This is a genomic window from Shinella sp. HY16 (genome assembly GCF_028534175.1).
Lineage (GTDB): Bacteria > Pseudomonadota > Alphaproteobacteria > Rhizobiales > Rhizobiaceae > Shinella.
The window spans coordinates 160,384-178,679 of sequence record NZ_JAHYXL010000006.1 but is presented as its reverse complement, the minus strand read 5'-3'; the positions used below and the strand labels follow the sequence as shown (position 1 = coordinate 178,679).

At 63.8% G+C, this 18,296-nt stretch carries 17 protein-coding genes; 7 read left to right on the top strand and 10 right to left on the bottom strand.

Annotation, left to right across the window (positions count from 1 at the left end; genetic code table 11):
- Positions 1-68 precede the first annotated feature (68 nt).
- Both K0P03_RS32500 and pdxR read right to left on the bottom strand, forming a co-directional pair.
- A complete protein-coding gene (locus K0P03_RS32500; RefSeq protein WP_023512429.1) occupies positions 69-767 on the bottom strand; it encodes a phosphatidylserine decarboxylase in 699 nt (232 codons plus the stop codon).
- A 246-nt stretch (positions 768-1,013) separates the two neighbouring features.
- Positions 1,014-2,456 (bottom strand): MocR-like pyridoxine biosynthesis transcription factor PdxR, encoded by a 1,443-nt coding sequence (gene pdxR / locus K0P03_RS32495; RefSeq protein ID WP_272791839.1) that lies wholly within the window; start codon positions 2,454-2,456, stop codon positions 1,014-1,016.
- A gap of 296 nt (positions 2,457-2,752) precedes the next feature.
- Between pdxR and K0P03_RS32490 the strand changes: the two genes are divergently transcribed.
- Entirely contained in the window at positions 2,753-4,192 is a 1,440-nt protein-coding gene (locus K0P03_RS32490; RefSeq protein WP_023512427.1) for a catalase, read from the top strand.
- A 99-nt stretch (positions 4,193-4,291) separates the two neighbouring features.
- Here the strand turns inward: K0P03_RS32490 and K0P03_RS32485 are convergent, their stop codons facing one another.
- The gene (locus K0P03_RS32485; protein WP_023512426.1) at positions 4,292-5,188 is read right to left on the bottom strand and encodes a LysR substrate-binding domain-containing protein; all 897 of its coding nucleotides are present in this window, start codon (positions 5,186-5,188) and stop codon (positions 4,292-4,294) included.
- 310 nt (positions 5,189-5,498) lie between these two features.
- On the opposite strand from K0P03_RS32485, the gene K0P03_RS32480 reads away from it, so the two are divergent.
- Positions 5,499-6,182: a calcium-binding protein gene (locus K0P03_RS32480; RefSeq protein WP_272791838.1), complete on the top strand. Its 684-nt coding sequence runs from the start codon at positions 5,499-5,501 to the stop codon at positions 6,180-6,182.
- 129 nt (positions 6,183-6,311) lie between these two features.
- Here K0P03_RS32480 and K0P03_RS32475 read toward each other — a convergent pair whose 3' ends face one another.
- Positions 6,312-6,833, bottom strand: coding sequence for a copper chaperone PCu(A)C (locus K0P03_RS32475; protein ID WP_272791837.1), 522 nt, complete (start codon positions 6,831-6,833; stop codon positions 6,312-6,314).
- A gap of 210 nt (positions 6,834-7,043) precedes the next feature.
- Between K0P03_RS32475 and K0P03_RS32470 the strand changes: the two genes are divergently transcribed.
- Complete coding sequence (locus tag K0P03_RS32470) at positions 7,044-7,964, top strand: cation diffusion facilitator family transporter (RefSeq protein WP_272791836.1); 921 nt, start codon at positions 7,044-7,046, stop codon at positions 7,962-7,964.
- Positions 7,965-7,977: 13 nt separating this feature from the next.
- Here the strand turns inward: K0P03_RS32470 and K0P03_RS32465 are convergent, their stop codons facing one another.
- The 3 genes from K0P03_RS32465 to K0P03_RS32455 form a co-directional block, all read right to left on the bottom strand.
- A complete protein-coding gene (locus tag K0P03_RS32465; RefSeq protein ID WP_443020635.1) occupies positions 7,978-9,228 on the bottom strand; it encodes a DUF882 domain-containing protein in 1,251 nt (416 codons plus the stop codon).
- A gap of 295 nt (positions 9,229-9,523) precedes the next feature.
- Positions 9,524-10,132: a L,D-transpeptidase gene (locus K0P03_RS32460; RefSeq protein ID WP_130518304.1), complete on the bottom strand. Its 609-nt coding sequence runs from the start codon at positions 10,130-10,132 to the stop codon at positions 9,524-9,526.
- A 157-nt stretch (positions 10,133-10,289) separates the two neighbouring features.
- Positions 10,290-10,592, bottom strand: coding sequence for a hypothetical protein (locus K0P03_RS32455; RefSeq protein ID WP_272791835.1), 303 nt, complete (start codon positions 10,590-10,592; stop codon positions 10,290-10,292).
- Between the two features lie 214 nt (positions 10,593-10,806).
- Between K0P03_RS32455 and K0P03_RS32450 the strand changes: the two genes are divergently transcribed.
- The 4 genes from K0P03_RS32450 (at position 10,807) to K0P03_RS32435 (ending at position 14,620) form a co-directional block, all read left to right on the top strand.
- A complete protein-coding gene (locus tag K0P03_RS32450) occupies positions 10,807-11,448 on the top strand; it encodes a DsbA family protein (protein ID WP_023514025.1) in 642 nt (213 codons plus the stop codon).
- Positions 11,445-12,308: a peptidyl-prolyl cis-trans isomerase gene (locus K0P03_RS32445; protein WP_272791834.1), complete on the top strand. Its 864-nt coding sequence runs from the start codon at positions 11,445-11,447 to the stop codon at positions 12,306-12,308. The genes K0P03_RS32450 and K0P03_RS32445 overlap by 4 nt, the downstream gene beginning before the upstream one ends.
- Before the next feature lie 195 nt (positions 12,309-12,503).
- Positions 12,504-13,202 carry a L,D-transpeptidase gene (locus K0P03_RS32440; RefSeq protein WP_272791833.1) on the top strand — a complete coding sequence of 233 codons (699 nt, stop codon included), beginning with the start codon at positions 12,504-12,506 and terminating at the stop codon, positions 13,200-13,202.
- A 92-nt stretch (positions 13,203-13,294) separates the two neighbouring features.
- Positions 13,295-14,620 (top strand): Nramp family divalent metal transporter, encoded by a 1,326-nt coding sequence (locus K0P03_RS32435; protein ID WP_272791832.1) that lies wholly within the window; start codon positions 13,295-13,297, stop codon positions 14,618-14,620.
- Between the two features lie 30 nt (positions 14,621-14,650).
- On the opposite strand, the gene K0P03_RS32430 is transcribed toward K0P03_RS32435, so the two are convergent.
- The 3 genes from K0P03_RS32430 to aztD all read right to left on the bottom strand — a co-directional run bounded on the left by K0P03_RS32430 (position 14,651) and on the right by aztD (position 18,226).
- The gene (locus K0P03_RS32430) at positions 14,651-15,958 is read right to left on the bottom strand and encodes a tetratricopeptide repeat protein (RefSeq protein WP_272791831.1); all 1,308 of its coding nucleotides are present in this window, start codon (positions 15,956-15,958) and stop codon (positions 14,651-14,653) included.
- A gap of 289 nt (positions 15,959-16,247) precedes the next feature.
- Entirely contained in the window at positions 16,248-16,784 is a 537-nt protein-coding gene (locus K0P03_RS32425; RefSeq protein WP_023514031.1) for a DUF2076 domain-containing protein, read from the bottom strand.
- Between the two features lie 212 nt (positions 16,785-16,996).
- Positions 16,997-18,226 (bottom strand): zinc metallochaperone AztD, encoded by a 1,230-nt coding sequence (gene aztD / locus K0P03_RS32420; protein WP_272791830.1) that lies wholly within the window; start codon positions 18,224-18,226, stop codon positions 16,997-16,999.
- Positions 18,227-18,296 lie beyond the last annotated feature (70 nt).

Sequence of the window (18,296 nt, the reverse complement as noted above, 5' to 3'; positions counted from 1 at the left end):
GCGCGCTCCAAACACCGGGAAGGGGACTGGGCGAACATGCCGGTCCCCTTTTCGAACGACCTGGCGGGTCAGCCGGTTCTGTACCCTCTTTCAGGAGGCACGCCCCGCAACTTGCCCAGCACGGTTTCCCCCACGACGGCCGTCTGGCCGACGGTGACGAGGAGGATCGCATCAGCGGGGAGATAGACGTCGAGGCGGGAGCCGAAGCGGATGAGGCCGAAACGCTGGCCGACCTCCACCGTGTCTCCGGGTGCGGCCCAGTGAACGATGCGCCGGGCGATCAGGCCCGCGATCTGCACCACCGCGACGGCGCCGTAGGGCGTCTCGATCGCAATGGCATTGCGTTCGTTGTATTGGCTGGCCTTGTCGAGATCGGCATTGAAGAATTTTCCGGGCGTATAGGCGATCCAACGGATCCGCCCCTCGACGGGCATGCGGTTCACATGGCAGTCAAAGATGCTCATGAAGACGGAGACCCGCAGCATCGGCACCCTCGGGAGATCAAGCTCCGGCGGCGGGAGGACTTCGGCGATCATGCTGATCCGCCCGTCCGCCGGTGACACGACGATCCCGTCTTCTAAAGGTGTCGTTCTCTCCGGATCGCGGAAGAAGTAGCAGACCCACAGCGTAACCAGGCCGGCGCTCCATGCCAGGGGCGTCCAGATAAAGCTTGCGGCAACAGTGGCAAGGACCCCTGCCACAATGAACGGGCGCCCGGCGCGATGAATGGGCACGAGGCCGTTGCGGATCGACAGGGCGATATTCATGCGCATGTTCCTGCGGCCATGCCCGAGGCTTCGCGATCATCAAAGCGATCGGGCACTGCACCCGGCACCGGCTCCGCCCGCCTGCCACCACGACCCGCAACAAGGCACGCCATCTTGAGAAAAGCTGACATTCGAAGACTCCATCACATGCGGATGGCTCTATTCATCGGGCGGCCAGGCAGGCAGGGACGGATTGGAGAAGTCCGCTAGGCCGGTCGAATGACGGGCAGGGACCGGCTATGCCGTTCATCCAACGGGTTTCGCACGCGAAAGAATGTCCATGGCACGGAGCATTTCCCGATTGTCGAGACTGGCAAAACCAAGCCGGAACGCTTCCGCGGGATTGGCCGTATCCAGCACGAACTGAAGGCCGGGCATGACGGAAAGACCCAGCCTTGCGGCGTTGGCAGCCCAGGTCTCGGCGCTGAGGCCGCGCCGGAGCCGCCACCAGATCGCAAGCCCGCCGGCAGGCAGCGTGAACTCTCCATCATCGGAAAACCGCTCTTCGAGCATTCGGGCCATCTGGTCCCGCCGGGCGTGGTAGATCCGCCGGGCCTTGCGGGCATGCCGCTTGATCGTTCCGTCTGCCAGAAGGTCGGCAAGCGCATGCTCCAGCGGCCAGTCGCCCTGCCGATCCAGGGCTTCCCGCCTGTCCGCCATGCGCAGCAGGATCTGCGGCGGGGCGACCGCATAGCCGAGGCGAATGCCGGGGGCCAGCAGCTTCGACAACGAGCCGAGATAGATGATGGGCAGGTCTTCATCGGTTCTTGCGGCCAGCGGCAGGATCGGCCGCCCGTCGAAACGGTATTCGTTGTCGTAGTCGTCCTCGATGATGAGCAGGCCATACCGCCGGGCAACGTCCATCAGCCGCATCCGCCGCGCCGCGCCCAGCGTTGCCGTCGTCGGATATTGATGATGCGGCGTGACGTAGACGGCGCGGAGGCTGGCATTCGTCTGTGCCAGCGTCTCCAGGAGATTGACGTCTATGCCATGCGCATCGACCGGAACGCCGACGACATCCGCACCGGCGGCCCGGAAAGCGGCCCAGGCGAGAGGATAGCCGGGGCTCTCCACCGCAATGGCAATGCCGGGCTCCGCGACAGCGGAAGCTGCAAGAAACAAGCCCATCTGGCTGCCCCGCGTCACCATGATATCGGCTGCTGCCGCCGTCAGCCCGCGCTCGTCACGCAGGTAGTGCGAAAGGGCATCCCGCAAGGCTGCATTGCCCCGTGGATCGCCATAGGCGCTACCGGAAACAAAGGCGGCGCTGTTGAGCGCGCGGCGGATCGCCTGCCCAAAGGCCGTCGTGGGGACGAGGCGGACGTCGGGATAGCCGTCGGACAGGCGGAGGATGCCGGGAGCGGCCGGCCGGGCCAGCCCGGTAACAACACCCTGCGGCGGCGAGGCGCGCGGCGGCATCGCCATGTCGGGCAGATCCATCGCCACGAATGTCCCGCGGGAAGGCTCCGTTACCAGCCAGCCCTGCATGGCCAGTTCATGATAGGCAGCATCAACGGTGTTGCGATTGAGCTTCAGGTTCCTTGAAAGCGCGCGCGTTCCCGGCAGGGGCGCCCCGGGCTTCAGCCGGCCACGCTCGATCTCGTTGATGATCGTCCGCACCAAAGCCAGGAACACCGGCTCGCGGCCCTCCGGTTTGACCTCGATGGCAAGCACCGTTCCTTTTCCCATTCGGCCTATCTACTCTTGCTGCGCTCAGGACAGAACTTAGGCGTTGCCCATGGTCTCCAGCAAGCCGGCACGGACAACAAGGCAGAAATTGGTGAAGCTTTCCATCGCTTTCCCACAGTGCGGCCGCACAATCGCCAGTGTGCCTGGTAAATACACCAGAACAGGGCCCAGCAAACACATTCATAACTTCAGCCTATATATCCGGTAAGCAGAATGTCTTTTTAGTTTCCCCTCGACGGCTCTAGTAATCCTACCCGGTCGGCCGACCAAAACCCAATTTTTGGAAGGTGAAACACATGTCAAAGCTGACAACGTCGTTCGGCGCTCCGGTTGCCGACGACAACAACATCCTTACGGCAGGCCCTCGCGGGCCGCAGCTTCTACAGGATGTCTGGTTCCTGGAGAAGCTCGCACATTTCGACCGGGAGGTGATTCCCGAGCGTCGCATGCATGCCAAGGGGGCCGGCGCTTTCGGCACCTTCACGGTCACGAAGGACATCTCGAAATACACCCGCGCAAAGCTGTTCTCGCAGATCGGCAAGACGACGCCGATGTTCGCACGCTTCTCGACGGTTGCCGGCGAGCGCGGCGCCGCGGATGCCGAGCGGGATATCCGCGGCTTTGCCCTGAAATTCTACACGGAGGAAGGAAACTGGGATCTGGTGGGCAACAACACGCCCGTGTTCTTCATGCACGATCCGCTCAAGTTCCCAGACTTGAACCATGCGGTCAAACGCGACCCGCGCACGGGCATGCGCAGTGCGGAAAATAACTGGGATTACTGGACGCTCCTGCCTGAGGCGCTGCATCAGGTCACGATCATCATGAGCGACCGGGGGATTCCGAAGAGCTGGCGGCACATGCACGGGTTTGGAACCCATACGTTCAGCTTCATCAACGCCCATCAGGAGCGCCACTGGGTCAAGTTCCATTTCCGCACGCAGCAGGGCATCCAGAACCTGACCGATGCAGAGGCCGCCAACCTGATCGGCCGCGACCGCGAAAGCAGCCAGCGCGATCTCTTCGACAGTATCGAAAACGGCGACTTTCCGCGCTGGTCGCTCTACATCCAGATCATGACGGAGGATGAAGCCAATGCGTGCGCCATCAATCCGTTCGATCCGACAAAGGTCTGGCCGAAGGCGGACTATCCGCTCATCGAAGTCGGCGTCATGGAGCTCAACCGCAACCCGGAGAATTTCTTCGCCGAAGTCGAACAGGCGGCCTTCAGCCCAAGCACGATCGTACCCGGCATAGGCTTCTCACCGGATCGGCTTCTTCAGGGCCGTCTGTTCTCCTATGGAGACACGCAGCGTTACCGGCTCGGCGTCAACTATTCCCAGATTCCCGTCAACGCGCCGCAGTGCCCCTTCAGCAGCTACCACCGTGACGGTGCGATGCGCGTCGACGGAAATGGCGGACGGCGCCTTTCCTACGAGCCGAACAGCCATGGCGCGTGGCAGCAGCAGCCCGATTTCTCCGAACCGCCGCTCAAGCTGCACGACGCCGCCTGGCGTTGGAACCATCGGGAAGACACCGACTATTATTCGCAGCCCGGCAACCTTTTCCGGAAAATGTCGGCGGAGCAGCAGACCGTTCTCTTCGAAAATACGGCGCGTGCCATCAACGGCGCATCCACGGCCGTAATCCAGCGCCACATCGACAACTGCAGCAAGGCGGATCCGGCCTATGGCGCCGGCGTGGCGGCCGCAATCACGGCACAGTCCCGCACCTGATGCATTCGACAGGGCCGGGCACGCCCATGAAGGTGCGCCCGGCCTGCCATGTGAGCCCACGCCCTTCCCAAGTGGCAGGCTTGCGGGATGCCTCGCCATTCAGGCTGCGCCTTCCGCCTCCTTCGCGATCGCAGCGATGGTTTGTCCGAGGCTCAAAAACTCCGTTTTCCGCGGATCAGTCTGCCGCCATACGAGTGCGACCCGACGGGAATAGGCGGTGCCACGCATCGCCCGCCAGGTGACGGGGGCCGTCCTGCTCAGGGAGAGCGCCGGCAACAGCGTGCATCCTTCGCCGGCGGCGACCATGTATTTCAACGTTTCGATGCTCGTTGCCTGTCGTCTTCCGGGATCAATGAAGGAACAGGTGTCGAGCGCCTGATCCCGCAGACAGTGCCCTTCGCTGAGGACGAGCCGTTCTCCCGCACCCAGATCCTCCCAACCCGGCCCGTCCGCATGTCCGGCGGGGTGTCCGTTCGGGCAGGCCAGATAGAACGGCTCGGTGAAGATATCGGTATGCTCGAGCGCGCCGGCGACCGGGAGGGACAAGAGCACCGCGTCGAGCTCCCCGGCCAGCAGCATTTCCGTGAGGTCCTTGGTCAATCCCTCGCTGAGAAGAAGGGTGGTATCGGGATATGCCTGCCGGAGCGCCCCGATGATGCGCGGAAACAGATAGGGGCCGAGTGTCGAAATGGCTGCCAGCTTCAGCTCGTGCCCGAATGGTTGCTCCGAACGAACCGCCATGTTCGTCAGGATCGATGCTTCCTCCAGAACCCGGCGCGCCTGCCGGATGAAGTCCTGCCCCGAAGACGTGATGAGGATGCGTCTGGTCGTGCGCTCGAAAATGTTGATCCCGACGAAACTCTCGACTTTCCGGACCTGCGAGGACAGCGCGGGCTGTGAGACCCCGCACTGCGCGGCGGCCTTCCCGAAACTGCCGCGATCGGCGATCGACACGATATATTCGAGGTCGCGAAGGGAGATTCCCGAGAAATTCATATGCCTACCTGTAGCGCCATACTTCACCCGCAGCGACCAATGACAGGTTCCACTGCTTCGCAGCGACAATCGGCATTAAATCGGAAAGCAGCGAGTGCCGGATCGAAGCGGGCCGATAGGCCGGGTTGCCTTCATTCCGGCGCGGCCGGAGCAGTCTACCGGCGCCTGCCGGCCGGTGGCCAAAGTCTACACCAGTCCTGATACGCCAACGCGACAATCAAAAAATTGAATCTCCATGGAATAAGCCGCCACGTCCCTCGTTACTCCACCGCAACAGGGCAATCGTGCCTGCGTATAAAGGAGCTTCGAGATGGTCACGAAACGTGGAAACGACGATGACAACCGGATGTTAGGCACGAGCCAGCAGGATTATCTCTACGGCCGTTCGGGCGACGACGCACTCTACGGCTATGGCGGCGACGATTTTCTCTATGGCGAGGAAGGCAACGACCGAATCGTTTCGGGGAACGGCAATGACAAGCTGTGGGGCGGTGAGGGCGACGATGTCCTGCACGCCGGCAACGGCAACAACTGGCTGAGCCTGGCCGAAGGCAACGACCACGCCGTTACCGGCAAGGGCAACGACGATATCAGTGGCGGCGAGGGCAATGACGTGATCCGCGCCGGGGCCGGAAACGACAAGCTCTACGGCGGCGAGGGGGACGACAAGCTCCTAGGCCAGGCCGGCAACGACCGCATCATCGCCCATGAGGGCAATGACGTCCTCAACGGCGGCAGCGGAAACGACACGATGACCGGGGGCGAGGGCGCCGACATCTTCGTCTTCAACGGCGGCCGCGACATCGTCACCGACTTCGAGAACGGCGACGACCGTATCGACGTCTCCTACTACAACAGCTTCGACAGCTATGCCGATATCCGCGACGCGGCCAAGCAATCCGGCAACGACGTCGTCATCCAGGCAGGCGACGACCATCTCGTCATCGAGGACACGCGGCTCGGCGAGCTCTCCCGGGACGACTTCATCTGGTAAAAGTGCATTCGCACCGGCACGTAACATCCACGCGCCGGGCCTGCCTGCAGCCGGGATCGGCAGAAATCCGGCATTCAAGCCCGGATTGAAATGCGAGGATGTCAGGGCCCAGGGCACTGACCCCCCGCGCTAATCCGGGCCCGATGCCATGCCATTTCCAGGTCCGGGATCTGCCTGTCCGTGATGATGCCGTGTGAGTTCGGCCTGCGCCCTGACGACCGCCGCCGTGACAGCGAGGCGCGTGCCGTCCTCGAAGGTCAGCGTGAGACGGTATGACGGAGGCGCCTCTCCAGTCACCCGGTCGGCGAGGAGAAGGCGAAGGCCAGTCGGTTTCATGCGCAGTTCCGCATGGGCAGGAATCGGGACAAACTCTTCAGCCGCCACCATGCCTTCCGGCGAAGGAAGAACCGCGGCGGACCGGAACGCCTCGCTTGCGACGCCGATGAGGCGCTTTTCTACGCTCGTTCCGTTCCAGATCGTCAGGAACCCCTCCGCCCTACCAGACGCGGCGTCGGCAACAAGGAGTTCCGCGTGTTCGACCACCAGGCTTGCGGGCGGGTTTTCATGGGGAAACCGCCCGGTCGCCGCATCGGCCGGGAGGGTCGGCGACAGGGAAACGAGAACCCCTGTTGCCACCATTTTCAAGCGCATGTCTTGCGTCTCCAGCTCCAACCATCGAGCCGTTATAGGCGGCTTCGCGTCACAATAGCGGCGGCCGCCAGCGCCGATATGCGGCATTTGGACACCACCTTGGTGCACGGCGTCCTCTGGCCAGTCCACTCATGGCACGGTTGACGACAGCCGGAACCCGCGCCAGTTTCCGTCAATGCCACCACGAACGGGAACGGGGATGTCGAGACCATGAGCAGTGATACCGGGCATGCCCATTCGGACGGCGACCACGATCATGCAACCGAGGTGACGCAATCGAACGAGCGGCGGATCCGCCTCGTCTTCATCCTCACTGCCAGCTACGCCCTCGTGCAGGCCGTCGGAGGCTGGCTTGCGGGGTCACTCGCCCTGATCGCGGACGCCGGACACATGGTCTCGGATTCGGCAGCCCTCCTGCTGGCCTTGATCGCCTATCGTGTCGCGCGCTGGCCGGTCGATGCGCAGCGGACCTACGGGTTCCACCGCGTGCGGGTTCTCGCCGCCCTCGCCAACGGCGCGACACTGCTTCTGCTGGTGGTCTGGATCGCGTGGGAGGCCGTCCAGCGTATCAACGAGCCAGCGGAAATCCTCGCCGGCCCCATGCTTGTCGTCGCGGCCATCGGCCTCCTGGTGAACCTGATCGGCGCCTATGCCTTGTGGTCGGGCAACAGCAGCGACAGCAATTTGCGCGGGGCGCTTCTGCACGTCATCGGCGACCTGTTGGGATCGGTCGGCGCGATCGCTGCCGCGGTCGGCATCATGTTGACCGGCTGGAGTGTGCTCGATCCGATCCTGTCGGTGCTCGTCGCCGGCCTCGTCATCCGGTCGGCCTGGGGGCTCGTTTCCGATTCCATCCGCGTCCTCCTGCAGGCAACGCCGAAAGGCATCCGTGCGGACGAGATAGAAGCAGGCTTGCGGAGCCTTCCGGACGTATCCGAAGCCGGCCACTTTCACGCCTGGACGCTGACCGACGAGGGCATCGTCGCAACCGTCCATGTCAGTCCCGCCGAGGGCGTCGATCCCTTATCGCTGCCGCCGGTGGTCTCTGCCTGGCTCAAGGCGAAGGCCGACATCGATCATGTCACGGTGCAGGTCGATCCGCCGGGTGCGCTTGTCGCCCGGCACGAATGACCGGATCACGCCATCAGCCGTCCCATCCGAATCGGTTCTCGTCGAACGTCGTCTGCTGGTCGGCGGGCTGGGCCTGTCGTCCCAGCGGCTGCCGGATGTCCTCAGCGCTTGCCACGATCCGCCGCAGGCTGGACGGAAGGCGCAGCTGCTCCAGTTCCTTGGCTGGCGCCAGCGCCCAGTCGAAGAGCGCCGCTTCGGAAACAGCCCATTCCGCCTGCGTGCCGGAAGGGCCTGAACCCGTGAGGCTGGACTCGGCGGCAGTCGGCTGCCGCAGAAGGCCCGTGCCCTGCACGACCCTGAAGGATGCAGACGGAACGAACGCAGCGGTGTTCACGGGCAGCACGCGCTCGACGGCTGCAGCCCGGAACGTCGGGAGCGGCGCGGTAATCGTCGCAAGGTCGAAGAACGGTGGGTCCTCGGCAACCATCTGGCGCGTGGTCTGCAGCTCGAGTGCCTCTTCGGCCCGGCCTTTGCGGGTCGGCAGCATGGCGGTGAGCAGCGTGTTTTCGGACGCCGCGGCCTCGCCCTTGAATTTCGATTTTCCGGCGGTGCTGGCGGCGATGACGGATGTCGCCTTGACCCGCCGCTTGTAGTCCGCCATCGCCAGGTCATAACCCGGCAGAGCTCGGCCGTCGGCAGGCAGATGCAGCGTCTTGCCGTTCGGGAAAATGCGCGCCAGCTCCTGGCGCGACATTCGCGGCCAGGCCCGGACACGGCCGACATCGAGATGCACGAAGGGCGAGCCGGAGGTCGGGTAGTAGCCGACGCCACCGATCTGCAGCTGCATGGCGACCTCCCGCAGCCGCGCAAGCTTGACGCCGGGAATGTAGAAATCCATCGCCTTGCCGAGCGTGTGCTGGCTGTTCTTTGCGACGCCCGTATTGCGCGAGCGGCCGCGCAGCATGTTGTTGGTGGCCGGCGAACGATAGGCCGAGACGATGTTGACGTAATCCTTCGCGCCGGTGCGCTGATAGACTTCCCAGACCAGATCCAGCAGGCGCGGATCCATGCGGGCCGGTTCGTTCCGGCGCCAGTCGCGCAGAAGGCGGTTGACCTGTGCGAGCCCCTTCGGGTCGTACTTGCCATTGCGCTTGTAGGTGATCGTCGCACGCTCGCCGGTATGGGTGAAGAACAGCTTGAGCGAGCGGACTTCTGCAAAGGCGGCGGAGGGAGCAGCGGTCAAAGCCGTGGCGGCGGCGATCGCACCTGCCTGTACAGCCCGGCGCGTGGCCTTGCCAAAACCATTCCTTGCGACGGCATGCAAGGCGTTCGCCCAGGACGCGGGCAACAAATACTCGAACACGACACGTTCCAATCAAACGAGATACAGTCATCGAAAGCGGATGACGGCGCTCAGGCACCGACAGCGATTATGGTCAATGAAGGGTTAAGAACCCGTTGATGGCAGTAGCCCATGCCCCAACCCTGCCCCGGGCTCCTGCCACGCAGCGCCCGGACTGGGCCCGAGCGGAGGCCGCCGGCGCGCGCAATGGCGCCGGCAACGCGGGGGCGCCGCCCTTGGCCGGAGAGGTTCCGCGGCCAGGCAGCACCTGTCGCCCCTAAGCAATCACCACGACCCGGGCTCCCACGGGAACCCGCTCGTAAAGGTCCTCGACGTGGTCGTTGACCATCCGGATGCAGCCATTCGAAACGGCCTTGCCGATGGTCCAGGGCTCGGTGGTGCCATGGATCCGGTAGAGCGTATCGCGCCCGTCGCGAAACAGGTAGAGGGCCCTGGAGCCGAGCGGGTTCTTCGGTCCGCCCGGAACGCCCCCGGCATAGCGGGCATATTTCTTCGGGTTGCGCCGGATCATGTTGTCGGTCGGGCGCCAGCTTGGCCACTTTGCCTTGCGGCCGACAGTCGCCGAACCGGAAAAGGCCAGCCCGGCGCGGCCGACGCCGACCCCATAGCGGCGTGCAAAGCCATCGTCTTCGATGAGGTAAAGGTAGCGGTCCTGCGGCACCACCACGATGGTGCCGGCGTCTTCCGGATAGGGAGAGCTCACCAGCTGCGGCAGGAACCGCGCGTCGATCTCGATCGCACGCTTCTTTCCCTCGGCAAGGGCAAGCGTTGGCGAGGCAAGCAGCGCGAGGGCGGCAAGGCTGAAGCTTCGCCGGTCAAGGCGCACCGCTAAGGGATCGATGTCGGAGGGGAAGAGACGTCTCATGGAAATCATCCTTGCTGCGGGAAGGACGCCTCTGGCGGCCATCTGTCGCCCGCGATCAAAAGGGGAAATACGGTGAAGCGGGACAGGCCCACCGGTCACCATGCGGCCGGCTCCGGAAAGCACGTCGTCCGCAATCGGCCGGCAAGGCGCTGTTGTATCAAGCCACGCGGGGAGGAGGCAGGATCAGCAGGACGGGACCCGGCACCCGCGGGTCGGAAGCCCGATCGGGCCGGAAGCGATAGACGGGAGCGGTTCCTGGCCAGTGCCATTCGACGAGCCAGCTGCAGGCTTCATGACAGCTGTCCGCCGGGGTCGGGTGATCGGGCAGGCCGTCCTCGAGATCTACCGTCGTCAGGCTCACCGCAAGTTGCAGCGGCTCGAACGACGGATGGCTGCGGACGGCGGCCGACGCGGTTGTGCTGATGCAGACGACCAGCGACATCAGCAGGATGACGATCAATCTCATAACTGCGCGGTGCGGCATGCCCGTAACGCCCGAATAGCTCCGACCTCGAAGGATAATGTCGCGGCATTATGCTTAACAAGCCGTTAGCAGGGGCAATTTCCATGCAGTTTCCAGCCTTTGCAGGATTCTCGAAAATGCGCGCTTTCGCGCACTTGCAGCTCAAGTAGCTAGAGGTTTTATGATCCGGCTCCCTTGATTTGGAGGCAACATGGACAGACGGCAATTTCTGGGATCGACCGTAGCAGGACTGGGCTTGCTGGCGGCAAGCCGCGTGATGGCACAGGGCACCGGCACGGCGGCGGTACCCGACCTCATGCAACCCGGCCCCTTGCCGGAGCGGATCCTCGGGCGCGACGATGCGCCCGTCACCGTCATTGAATATGCCTCGATGACCTGCGGTCACTGCGCCAACTTCCATCTCACAGTCTGGCCCGCCTTCAAGGCGGAGTTCGTCGATACCGGCAAGGTCCGGTTCATCCTGCGCGAGTTCCCCTTCGACCCGCGATCGACCGCCGCCTTCATGCTCGCCCGCTGCGTGGGCGACGACAAATGGTATCCGACGGTCGATCTGCTCTTCCGCAACCAACCGCGCTGGGCGCGGGCGGAGGACGGGAAAGCGGGCTTCCTCTCGGTGCTTTCGATGACGGGCCTGAAGGAAACCGACCTTGAGGCCTGTCTTGGCGACCAGGCGCTGCTCGACAAGGTGAACGCCGTTGCCGCGCGGGGCCAGGAACTCGGCGTGGATTCGACACCGACCTTCTTCATAAATGGCCAGAAATTTACCGGCGTCATGCCGATCGAGCAGATGCGCTCCATCATCGAGCCCCTCGTTGCGGGAGCAGGCAAATGACCATCAGACATATCAGGAATGCCCTTCTCGCAGGGCTCATTCTGGCTGCTGCCCCAGCCTTCGCCGAGGAACGGGCGGACCAGGTTGCGGCTCGCGTCGGAGATACGGAAATTCTGGAATCCGATGTCGCGTTCGCAACCTCGTTCCTCGGCGATCCCAACCCCGAGGCGACACCGGAGGCCAGGAAATCGGCTGTCGTCGATGCGCTGATCGACCTCAAGGTGGTTTCGGATGCCGCGCTGCGCGAGGGCATGGAGAACGACGAGACGTTCAAGCGCCAGATGGCGTTTCTCCGCCAGCAGGCCTTGAGGCAGGCCTATCTGACCAAGGCCGCCGCGGCCGCCGTGACGGAAGACGCGGTGCGCAAGGCCTATGACGAGCGTGTCGCCGCGATGCCGGTGGTCGAGGAGGTGCGCGTGCGGCACATCCTGACCAAGGATCAGGCCAGCGCGGACACGGCAATCCGGGAGATTGCCGGGGGAACGCCGTTCGAAGAGGTGGCAGGACGCGCCTCGCTGGACGACGCATCCAAAAGCAAGGGCGGGGACCTCGGTTTTCTGACGGCCGAGCAGCTTCCGCCGGAACTGGGGACCGCCATTGCGGCGATGAAGGCCGGCGAGACGTCCGCCAAACCCGTCGCAACGCCCTTCGGCCTTCACGTCCTGAAGCTGGAAGAGCGGCGCAAGCGCGAACCGCCTGCTTTCGAAACCGTGTCGGCGGAGCTGCGGCGCGGCATGGAGGCCCAGGCCGTGGGCAAGATCATCGCCGACCTGAAGGCCAGCGCGCGCATCGAGAAGCTCGTTCCCGACGTCGCCATGCCCCAAGCATCCGACGATGGGCACGACCATGGTGCCAACTGAGGCGGCGAACCGGACGACCGATGCTGCGCGCCAGCATAGGGTTCGGCGCCGGAACCGGATCATGCTGCTCATCCTGTCCAGTTTTGTCCTGGTCGTGACGGCTTACAGCGCGCTCCATATCCGCGGTGAAATCGAGATGTCGACGCCGGCAGGCGCTGCGAAACCATGATGCAAACGTCAACGGAACGGAAAGACATGAAAGATCGGGCTTCCACGCTATCCAGACGGGTTCTCCTCCTGGGTATGCTGTCATCGACCCTCACGGCCTGTTCCACCCTCTCTCCCGCCGGCATCACGAGCATCACGCCCAGCACCGCCCGGCGCCCCATGGGGCTGCCGAGCGAAGAGGAACTGGCGACACGCTATGCCGGCCTGGAGGATGGCGGCTACACGTTGCCCGCCGTTCCCTATCAACAGATCGACCCGAAATTCTATCGCCAGCGGGTAATGAACATAACGGGCGAGCCTGCAGGCACCGTCGTGGTCGATACCGGCTCGAAGTTTCTCTATGTCGTGGAGCCCGGCGGCACGGCCATGCGATACGGGGTGGGGCTCGGCCGGGCCGGCTTTGCCTGGGAAGGCGAAGGTGTCGTCCAGTGGCGCCAGAAGTGGCCACACTGGAAACCACCGGCCGAAATGATCGCGCGCCAGCCCGAGCTGGCAAAGTTCTCCGTCGAAAACGGCGGGCAACCGCCCGGACCGAACAACGCGCTCGGCGCCCGCGCCCTCTACATCTTCCAGAATGGCGAAGACACGCTCTACCGCCTGCACGGCACCCGCGAGTGGAGCTCCATCGGCAAGTCCGTCTCCTCCGGCTGCGTACGGCTGATCAACCAGGATGTCATCGACCTCTATACCCGGGTGCCCTCGAAGGCGCGCATCGTCGTGCGCTGAAGCCCGGTGACAGGGCAGAGCGCATACCCTTGCGAGCCCACCTCATTTATGCGAATGATTTGCAATAGCATTCGCAACTATTGGATCGGATCATGGATACCCGTCGGGAAGGTTGGCTGCATGCGGGCGGGGAGGTCTCCCTGTCCGACGTTCATCGCTCTATCCCGGTCAGAAAGGATGCATCGACGCTCCGGCGTGCGCTTGCGTTTTTCGGACCAGGGTATCTCGTCGCCGTCGGCTACATGGATCCGGGCAACTGGGCGACCTCGCTCGCCGGCGGATCGCGCTTCGGCTACACGCTGCTTGTCGTGGCCCTTGTGTCCAATATCATGGCGATCGTGCTGCAATCGCTGTGCGCGCGACTGGCGATCGCCTCGGGACGCGACCTGGCGCAGGCATGCCGCGACGCCTTTTCCCGCCCCGTGGCGATCGGCCTCTGGCTTCTGGCGGAAATCGCCATCATCGCCACCGATATTGCCGAGGTCATCGGCACGGCGATCGGCCTCAACCTGATCTTCGGCATCCCGCTGGAACTCGGCGTCGTCATCACCGCGCTGGACGTGTTCCTGATCCTCTACCTGCAGCGCCTCGGCTTCCGCTGGCTCGAAGCCTTCGTCATCGTCCTGCTCGGCGTCATCGCCGTGTGCTTCGCCATCCAGATCGGCCTTGCGGATCCCGACTGGGGCGAGGTCATCCGCGGCTTCGCGCCGACGACCGAGATCGTCACCAATCCCGACATGCTCTACCTCGCGCTGGGCATTCTGGGAGCGACCGTCATGCCGCACAATCTCTATCTGCATTCCGGGATCGTCCAGACGCGCGCCTATGGCGAGACGCTTGCCGAGCGGCGCGAGGCGCTGAAGTTCGCGACGATCGATTCCACCGTGGCGCTGATGTTTGCGCTCCTGGTGAATGCCTCCATCCTGATTCTTGCCGCCGCAGCCTTTCACGCGACAGGCCGGACGGACATCGCCGAACTCGGCGAGGCGCACAATCTTCTGGCACCGCTTCTCGGCATCGCCCTCGCCCCCACGCTCTTCGGCGTGGCACTTCTGTGCTGCGGCATCAACTCGACGGTGACCGCGACACTGGCGGGGCAGGTGGTCATGGAAGGGTTCCTGCGCATGCGCCTGGCCCCCTGGTTACGACGGTTGATCACGCGGGGGATCGCCATCATTCCGGCCGCCGGCGTGACCATTGCCTATGGCGACAGCGGGACGGCGCAGCTTCTCATCCTCACGCAGGTCGTCCTCAGCCTCCAGCTTTCCTTCGCCGTGTTTCCGCTCGTGATGTTCACCGCCGATCGCCGGAAAATGGGAGCGCTCGTCGCACCACGCTGGTTGACGGCGCTCGCGCTCCTGATCGCGGTTGTCATCGCCGGGTTGAACGTCAAAATGCTGGCCGATTTCGTCCTTTAGGGTGACGGCGACCATGCCTTGCGATGGGACTCACTTGACCTGACCCTTGATTTCGGTGCGCAGGTCGATGGCCTTGTAGAATGCCGGATTGATGCGAAGCGCCTGCTCCAGATCCGATAGCGCCTGGGCGAGATCGTTCTTCTTCACGAAGATTGCGGCGCGGCCGTAATAGGTCTCCTCGTCCGCCTGTTTCATCGTGATAGCCGTGTCGAAGTCGGTGATCGCCTCGTCATATCGGCCAAGATCGAAAAGCACGATGCCGCGATTGTGCCGGGCGTTTCTATGCTTCGGATCCAGTTTCAGCGCCGACTCGAGGTCGGCAAAGGCTTCCTTCAGCTTGCCGTCACGGCGATAAGCCTCTGCGCGGTTGTTGTAGGCGTCGGCATTGTCGGGATTGAGGGAAAGGGCTGCGTCGAGATCCGCATAGGCCCGTTCGAATTCGCCGAGGCGATGGAGGACGAAGCCGCGTGCCGACAGCGCCTTGTCGTCCTTCGGATTGACCGCCAGTACTTTGTCGAAACTCGCCACGGCCAGCTTAGCCTCGCCGGTCTCCGCCTGGGCGACACCGAGATTGCGCAGGGAATCGATACGAGTTGGATCGAGTTCGAGGGCGCGCTTGAAATCGGCGAGCGCCGATGCGTAATCCCGCTTCCGCAGATAGGCGACCCCGCGCATGTCGTAATAGGCCGGCTGCTTGTCATCGAAACGGATGGCCTCGCCGAGATCCGCAATGCCGGCATCGATCTCCCCCATCTCGATACGGGTAGAGCCACGGCTCTGGAAACTCTCGGCCCGCTTCGGTTCGATCAGGAGTGCCCGGTCGTAATCGGCGATGGCGCGCACAAAATCGCCCTTCATCGCATGGGCGGAACCACGGGAATTGTAGGAATTGGCCGTCGGCTTGCGCAGGATCGCCTCGTTGAAATCGGCAATAGCCTTGTCGAGCGCGCCGGTCCGCACATGGGCAACGCCGCGGTTCTGGTAAGTGTCCGCTCGGTTGGGGTCGATCCGCAACGCTTCATCGAAATCGGCGATCGCCTTCGGAAAGTCACCGAGAAACAGATAGGCCATGCCGCGATTGTGACGCGCAGTCTCGCTGGCGGGGAGCAGCGACACGACCGCGTCAAAATCGGCGACCGCCCGATCGGGCTGGCCCATCCTGAGATGCAGCTGGCCGCGCTCATTGAAGGCAACGGCGTTCTTTGGGTCGAGACGAATGGAGCGGTCGAGGTCCTCCAGCGACTGGCCGGAGGCCGTCGCACCGGCGTTCTGTTGCGCCTGCACGACCGTTGGCGAAAGAGCGATACAGATGGCGATCGCACCGACGAGAGCTTTCATGCCGACACCTCCGTTTACGGCAAGTCACGCGGATCACCAGCCGCCCCACCTGACGATCCGAACGGAAGGTAGGGCAGGGCATGCCGTTTCGCCATAGCAGGCGGGCAACGGTGCAGCAGTAAAATCCGGCAGGGACATTTGCGGTACAGGGATACATGGACGCAGAAAGAACGCCGCCTGTTTACAGGCGGCGCTAGGGTTCCGGACTGTACCAAAGGTGCCCTTCGACCCTCCGCAGTATCGGCCCCGGCCATCATGGGTTCCCCCTGTCCGGCTGGGGCGTTCGACCTCACATTTCGAAGTCGCCGCCATCCTCATCCTCGGCGGGCTCCTCCGCGGCAGCGGGTTGGGCTGCCTGTGCCTCATCGCCACCGAACATGCCCATGATGGCATTGCCGAGCAGGACGCCGCCGGCGACGCCCATGGCCGTCTGCGCGGCGCCGGCAAGAAAGCCGCCGCCGGCACGGCCCTGCATCGGCATTGCACCGGCATTCTGACCCCAGGGGGATTGCTGCGGCGCGGCGGGGCGTATGGCGGCCGGCTGCGGCCGCGCATTTCCGCCGAAGAGGCCAGACAGGAGCCCACCGCGCTGCGCCGGGCTGTTGACAGCCTGATATTCAAGCTCCTCGATCCGCCGCTGCGCGGCTTCCAGCGCCTGCTCCTGCACGACGATCGTCTGGGCCATGAAGTAGGGCGCGCCGGGCTGCTGGCCCACCCTGTCCTGAATGAAGCGATCGGCGTCGGCGTCGCGGGGGCCGGCCTGGCGTTCGACAGCGGCAAGTTTGCTGAACAGGCCTTCGATAGCCTGCTGGTCGTTGCGGTCCATTATGTGATCCTTTCGATGCGCATCTGTACTTGGTGGACAGAATGATGCCTGCCCGTCATGTCGCCATCGGCCGGAAGGCTTCAAACCTGCCCGGCACAAGGCTCCATGTGCGCGGTATACGAACGGACCCTGCCGGCGCTTCCGGACTTCACGAAAAGTTCAAGGGGTCAGGACGTGCCGGCGTCAAACCGGCACGCCTTTGGCAACCGGCCTTAGTGGCTCGCGCCGGATCCCCCGGCAGCGACGATCGCGAAGGGTTGTCCTTCGACGGCAATGGTGCGGGTCTCCTTCAGCGTCTCGGAATCGACAAGCCGCACAAGGCTCTTGCGTGGATCAGTGATGGCAATGTGGTCCCCGGCGACCGCAAGACGCGGTCGCGGATCACGCCAATGCCCATCCTTGCTGTAGGGCTCGGTGACGGTTTCGGACTTGGTGATCACGCCATCCACGACGTCAAGAAGGTGGAGCCTGCCGTCCTCGGTCAGGATGTAGCCGTTCCGCGGCTTGGCCGGATCAAGGGTGAAATCGACCCGCCGAAGCGGCAGCTCGACTAGACGGTAGGGCTGCTTGGCATCGGCGTCGATGAGGACAACCTTGTCGTCGCCGTAGTTGCCCAGGAAGAACTGCATGGACGTGCCGCCGAGCAGGGTCGAGACCTTGCCTTCCGGCAGCGTGTCGCCATAGGTGAGCATATCGAGTTTCGGGCCATCCATGCCACCCGGGCGGGCAACGAGCACGCCTTCCGCGCAGCCGAAAGCCACCAGGCGTGCCGAGGTCGCCTCACCGTGCAATCCCGTGCAGGTCGCGACGTCGCCCACCTGCTTGCCATCCCCGTCCAGCACGCGAAGGCCAAGGCGGGGCGGCAACTCCCCCTCCTTCACCGACGCTTCCATGTTCGGCACGGAAACGAGCAGGTGATTGCCCATCGGCACCGCAACACCATGGTGCGCTGCTGTCGTGTCGTAGGGCTTCAGGTCCGCCTTGCCCTCCAGCAGCGCACTTTCCCTGACGAAATCGAACTTGCCGCCGCGGTCGTAGAAGATCGCGAGATCGTCGCCATGCGCCACCACATGGCCGGGCTTCTCGCCGCTGATCGTCGTCGAAAGGAGTTTGGGCTCCTTGATCTCGATGTCCCGGTGTTCGCCATGGTCAGAAAGCGCAATGCCGGTGTCGATAACCTGAACCATGTTCTGATCGCCCTGTACGGCAAACACGGTGCGCCCTGTCGCACTTAGCGAAAGCGCCGCATAACCCTTGAGGTCAAAGCGGCCGATTTCCTTGTCGGAGCCCAGATCGATGGCGCGAACCACGGGCTGGGTATGATCGGCGACAAACAGCCGCCAGGTCTCGCGCTGCTCCTCATCCGCATGGGCGGCGTAGGGAAGGGCGAGGGTCGCAAGGATGGTGGTGGCGAGAAAGGCGCCGGAACTGGAGCGGGACATAGGGTCTCCTTTTAATGTAATAACGTAACGTAGTTTTGTTATAGCGTAACATCGCCTGTGTCCAGCGTTC

What these genes read in the sequence shown, in the direction of transcription:
- K0P03_RS32500 (WP_023512429.1), bottom strand. Translation starts at nt 767, where the DNA reads ATGAATATCGCCCTGTCGATCCGCAACGGCCTCGTGCCCATTCATCGC.
- pdxR (WP_272791839.1), bottom strand. Translation starts at nt 2,456, where the DNA reads ATGGGAAAAGGAACGGTGCTTGCCATCGAGGTCAAACCGGAGGGCCGC.
- K0P03_RS32490 (WP_023512427.1), top strand. Translation starts at nt 2,753, where the DNA reads ATGTCAAAGCTGACAACGTCGTTCGGCGCTCCGGTTGCCGACGACAAC.
- K0P03_RS32485 (WP_023512426.1), bottom strand. Translation starts at nt 5,188, where the DNA reads ATGAATTTCTCGGGAATCTCCCTTCGCGACCTCGAATATATCGTGTCG.
- K0P03_RS32480 (WP_272791838.1), top strand. Translation starts at nt 5,499, where the DNA reads ATGGTCACGAAACGTGGAAACGACGATGACAACCGGATGTTAGGCACG.
- K0P03_RS32475 (WP_272791837.1), bottom strand. Translation starts at nt 6,833, where the DNA reads ATGCGCTTGAAAATGGTGGCAACAGGGGTTCTCGTTTCCCTGTCGCCG.
- K0P03_RS32470 (WP_272791836.1), top strand. Translation starts at nt 7,044, where the DNA reads ATGAGCAGTGATACCGGGCATGCCCATTCGGACGGCGACCACGATCAT.
- K0P03_RS32460 (WP_130518304.1), bottom strand. Translation starts at nt 10,132, where the DNA reads ATGAGACGTCTCTTCCCCTCCGACATCGATCCCTTAGCGGTGCGCCTT.
- K0P03_RS32450 (WP_023514025.1), top strand. Translation starts at nt 10,807, where the DNA reads ATGGACAGACGGCAATTTCTGGGATCGACCGTAGCAGGACTGGGCTTG.
- K0P03_RS32445 (WP_272791834.1), top strand. Translation starts at nt 11,445, where the DNA reads ATGACCATCAGACATATCAGGAATGCCCTTCTCGCAGGGCTCATTCTG.
- K0P03_RS32440 (WP_272791833.1), top strand. Translation starts at nt 12,504, where the DNA reads ATGAAAGATCGGGCTTCCACGCTATCCAGACGGGTTCTCCTCCTGGGT.
- K0P03_RS32435 (WP_272791832.1), top strand. Translation starts at nt 13,295, where the DNA reads ATGGATACCCGTCGGGAAGGTTGGCTGCATGCGGGCGGGGAGGTCTCC.
- K0P03_RS32430 (WP_272791831.1), bottom strand. Translation starts at nt 15,958, where the DNA reads ATGAAAGCTCTCGTCGGTGCGATCGCCATCTGTATCGCTCTTTCGCCA.
- K0P03_RS32425 (WP_023514031.1), bottom strand. Translation starts at nt 16,784, where the DNA reads ATGGACCGCAACGACCAGCAGGCTATCGAAGGCCTGTTCAGCAAACTT.
- aztD (WP_272791830.1), bottom strand. Translation starts at nt 18,226, where the DNA reads ATGTCCCGCTCCAGTTCCGGCGCCTTTCTCGCCACCACCATCCTTGCG.